This is a genomic window from Bradyrhizobium genomosp. III, from assembly GCF_000261705.1.
GTDB classification, from domain to species: Bacteria; Pseudomonadota; Alphaproteobacteria; order Rhizobiales; family Xanthobacteraceae; genus Bradyrhizobium; species Bradyrhizobium ottawaense.
Window position 1 is genome coordinate 1 of the sequence record NZ_AJQF01000246.1, and the last position, 4,001, is coordinate 4,001.

The following is a 4,001-nucleotide window of genomic DNA, read 5'->3' on the forward strand; positions in this document are numbered from 1 at the left end:
TCGCCGTTCATCTTGTAGGCGATGATGCAGTCGTCGAGCGCCTTCTCGATCGGCAGGCTGCGGTCCATCGCAGCCGCGTCGGCGCCTTCGACCAGCAGCCACTTGCCGCTCGTCTTGACGCCGGCTTCCTCCAGCAGAGTGCGCAGCGAGACGCCGGTGTACTGCACGCAGTGGATCATGCCGTGGGTGAACTGGCAGCCATTGAGCTGGGCGCCGCGCCACTCCATGCCCGAATTCGCCGCGCACTCCATGAAGTGGATGCGGTTGACGCGCGGATAGCGCTTCAGCTCCTCCAGCGTGAGGATGAGCGGACGCTCGACGAGGCCATGGATCATCAGGCGATGATCGGCCGGATCGACCTCGGCGATGCCGCCGTGATGGCGTTCGAAGCAGAGGCCGTTCGGGGTAATGATGCCTTCGAGTTCGTGCAGCGGCGTGAAGCTCACCGAGGATTCTCGCGAGGCAGTCAGCCATTCGACGTCGCGCCGGACAACGTCCTTCTCGAAGTTCGACGGCTTGCCATACGGGCGCACCGCGACGCCCTCGCCGAGCGACTTGGTCCATTCCGGCACATTGGGCGGCTGGTTAGCGGGATTTCCGCCTGCGGCCGCCGGCCTTGCCAGCATCGTGGCCGCGACGCCGGCCCCGGCGGCCAGGAAGCTGCGACGGGATTGACTGTCCATCTTCGACATCGCTTCTTACGCTCCGGTAACTTTGACGGCCCGGTTGGGCTCGAGCCGAACGGTTTTCTGTTGCGTCAGGTAGTTCGCGACGACGTCCCAGATCGGCGGCCCTTCGGTTCCTTCGTTGACGCTGGCCCAGCCGGCGACCTGATATTCCCTGGCGGGCTCGATCGGCGTGCCGGTCTTGAGGACCTGCATGCCGGAGATGCGCTGCCCCTGCGGCTTGGCGACGTCGATCGCGTAGGAGAGCCCGCCGATCCGCACCATATCGCCGCCCTGTTGATAATAGGGATCGACGTTGAAGAGATTGTCGGCAACGTCCTCGATGATCTCCTTCAACCGCGAACCGGTCATGCCCATGCGGTAGACCGCGGGATAGGTGATCGCGGTGGCGTTGGTGACATCCTCGAAGGTGACGTCCTGCCCCGGCAGCACGCTGGTGCCCCAACGGAAGCCGGGTGAGAGCGCGATCTCGGCGTCGCGTTCCTGCAGCAGCGCCTGGCAGATCAGATCGTCGAACGTACCGTTGAAATTGCCGCGCCGGTAGAGCAGCGAGTCGGTCTTGCCGAGCACCTTGGCCAGATCGGAGGCGAAGGGTTTGCGGACCTCGGCGATCTTCGCGGCCATCTCGGCGTCCGCCGTGATCACATCGGAGAACAGCGGAATGAGCTTGTACCTGAAAGCCTTGACCTCACCGTCGCGAACATCGAGATCGAGCCGCGAGACGAACTTGCCGGACGAGCCCGAGGCGATCAGCAGAGTCTTGCCGACTTTGACAGCCTCGGGCAGCGCGTCATGGGTATGCCCGGTCAGGATGACGTCGATGCCCTTGACGCGGCTCGCGAGCTTGCGGTCGACATCGAAACCGTTATGCGACAGCAGCACGACCAGTTGCGCGCCGCCCTTGCGCGCCTTGTCGACCTGCGCCTGAACGTCCTCCTCGCGCACGCCGAACGACCAGTTCGGAATCATCCAGCGCGGATTGGCGACCGGCGTATAGGGGAACGCCTGGCCGAGCACCGCGATCTTGACCCCGCCGCGCTCGATCATGGTCGAGGCGTCGAACGCCGCCTCGTTCCATTCGGTGTCCCGGATGTTGAGGCCGAGGAACGGGAAGCCGAGGCCTTCGATGGCCTGCTTGACGCGCTCGGTGCCGTAGGTGAACTCCCAATGCCCGGTCATGGCGTCGGGCTTGAGCAGCGCCATGCAGTCGATCATGTCCTGACCGCGCGTCTTCAGCGACGACCACGATCCCTGCCAGGTGTCGCCGCCATCGAGCAGCGCGACCTTGTCGCCGCGCTCGGCGCGGATCGCCTTGATCACGGTCGCGGCACGATCGAGGCCGCCGATCCGGCCGTAGCTCTTCGCAAGGGCCTCGAAATCCTCCGAGGTCAGGGCATAAGCCGCCGACGAGCCGGGCGCGATGCCGAACCGGGCGAGAAACTCCTTGCCGGTGACGTGCGGCGGAAGGCCCTTGGCCTCGCCCACGCCGAGATTGGTCGAGGGCTCGCGGAAATAGAGCGGCATCAGCTGACCGTGGATATCGGTCACGTGCACGAGCGTGACGTTGCCGAGCGGCTCGAAGGCCAACAATTCCTTTTCAGTCAAGCGCTGCTGGGCAACCGCCCGGGTCAGGCCGGAGCCGACACCGCTCGACAGTGCCGCCGTGGCCGCGGCAACCTGAATGAACTCGCGGCGAGAGATCATGCGCAATACTCCTGCAAGCTCAACGTTTCAGTTGCGCACCGACGGCGTCTCGACCGGCAACCCGATGCCGCGCCAGGCCACATAGAGCTCGAGCGCGAGGAACTCGTCCGAGAGCGGCTTGAACGGCTCGGCGCGTACGTCGAACATGCAGCCTTCGAACCGCTCATGCAGCGGCACCAGGCGCTGGTCGCGCAACCGATAGGTCGGAAAGCCGTTGGTCTGGCCCTGGCTCAGGAAGTCCGCGCGCATGAACTTGCCGTTGTTGCGCTCGTGGCAGGACTCGCAAGCGAGATCGAGCTGGCCGTAGCGCGTGTAATAGATCTGCTTGCCGCGATCGAACCAGGGCGACATCGGGCCGTCGGTCTTCACCGCGACCTTCATGCCGTGCGACTGGTAGCGCACGAACGCTGTCATGTCGGTCAGCTCACGGGATTTGAACTTCCAGGGCTCCGCCTTCATGTGCTCGCTGCGGCAGATGTTGATGCGCTGCTCGAGGTTGACCGGCTTCTTCAGCTTGTCGTCCCATTTCGGCATGGCGGCGCCGACGCCCTTCATGCTGGTCTCGGCTTCGCCGTGGCAGCTCATGCAGGACTTGCCCTCACCGCCCTCGACCTTCTTCCAGACATCCGCCGCGCGCTCCACGGCGAGGAAGCCCGGATTTTCGAGATCATCGTCCTGCAGCGCGCGGGTCTCCTTGCTGCGAAACTCGTAGCCGGAGATGATGGTCTTGAAGACGTGGCCGGGCGGCGCCGCGATGCCTTTGCGCTCGGCGTCCTCTGCGACCGCGAGCGTCGCAACCGACGCGGCGGCCACGACCAGAGCGGCCAACCCAACAAATCGTCGCGCCATTGCGTGCCTCCCTCAATGCGCGATGCGCATCATGCCTTGAGCGCAATCTTCTCTTCGGCCGTGATCACCGTGCCGTCGTCATCCGTCCAGGAGAACTTGAACGTGCCGGCTTCGTCGACCCGCGCGTCGAACTGGACGTAGGGATTGGCCGAGATCGCCCGTTCGAGCGCGCAGGAGAACACCGGCTTGCCGTTGAACTCGCAGGCGAACTTGTTGATGATCTTGCGCGGAATGGCCTTGCCCTGTGCGTCCTTGCGCTGGCCGGATTCCATGACATGCGAGACCAGGGTCTTGATCTGGATGACCTCGCCCTTGGCCGCTTCCTTGGGAAGCTTGATGCGCGGTTTGTCTGCCATTGTTCCTCTCCTGACGCCCTTAGCCGCCGCAGCCGCCGATAGTGACCTTGACGGTCTTCTGCTCCATGAACAGCGAACCGTCACTCATCTTCGCGACCGCAATCACGTTCTGCGTGGTCGCGAGCCGGATCCGGATCGAGGCTTCCGCCTTGCCCGACAGCGCTGTGAACGACAGCGTCGCCACGCCCGCATTGGGGTTGCCGTCCGCGATGATCAGAACGTCTTTCACATAGGCGTCCGCCGTCATCGGGCTCTCGATGTTGATCGACAGCGGCACGGTGTTGCCGTTCTCCGCGATCTCCGGCAGGTCGAGCGCGATCTTTCCCTTGGCAGGCTGCTTGCCGCCGGTGAACGTCTCGATCCATTTCGCCGCATCGCCCGTCACTTCGGCATCGGCTGGCCTGGG

The 4,001-nt window shown here is 64.5% G+C and carries 5 protein-coding genes; all 5 read right to left on the reverse strand.

Going from position 1 to position 4,001, the window contains the following annotated elements; all coding sequences use genetic code 11:
- Positions 1-692 (reverse strand): molybdopterin-dependent oxidoreductase (locus IC66_RS0121490; RefSeq protein WP_038948988.1); only part of this gene is annotated, 692 nt, incomplete at its 3' end.
- A 6-nt stretch (positions 693-698) separates the two neighbouring features.
- The gene (soxB, locus tag IC66_RS0121495; protein ID WP_038948989.1) at positions 699-2,390 is read right to left on the reverse strand and encodes a thiosulfohydrolase SoxB; all 1,692 of its coding nucleotides are present in this window, start codon (positions 2,388-2,390) and stop codon (positions 699-701) included.
- Between the two features lie 27 nt (positions 2,391-2,417).
- Positions 2,418-3,239, reverse strand: a complete 822-nt coding sequence (gene soxA / locus IC66_RS0121500) for a sulfur oxidation c-type cytochrome SoxA (protein ID WP_028143564.1) — start codon at positions 3,237-3,239, stop codon at positions 2,418-2,420.
- Positions 3,240-3,268: 29 nt separating this feature from the next.
- Positions 3,269-3,595, reverse strand: coding sequence for a thiosulfate oxidation carrier complex protein SoxZ (gene soxZ, locus IC66_RS0121505; protein WP_038948991.1), 327 nt, complete (start codon positions 3,593-3,595; stop codon positions 3,269-3,271).
- Between the two features lie 19 nt (positions 3,596-3,614).
- The coding region (gene soxY / locus IC66_RS0121510) for a thiosulfate oxidation carrier protein SoxY (RefSeq protein WP_038948992.1) at positions 3,615-4,001 on the reverse strand (387 nt) is incomplete at its 5' end.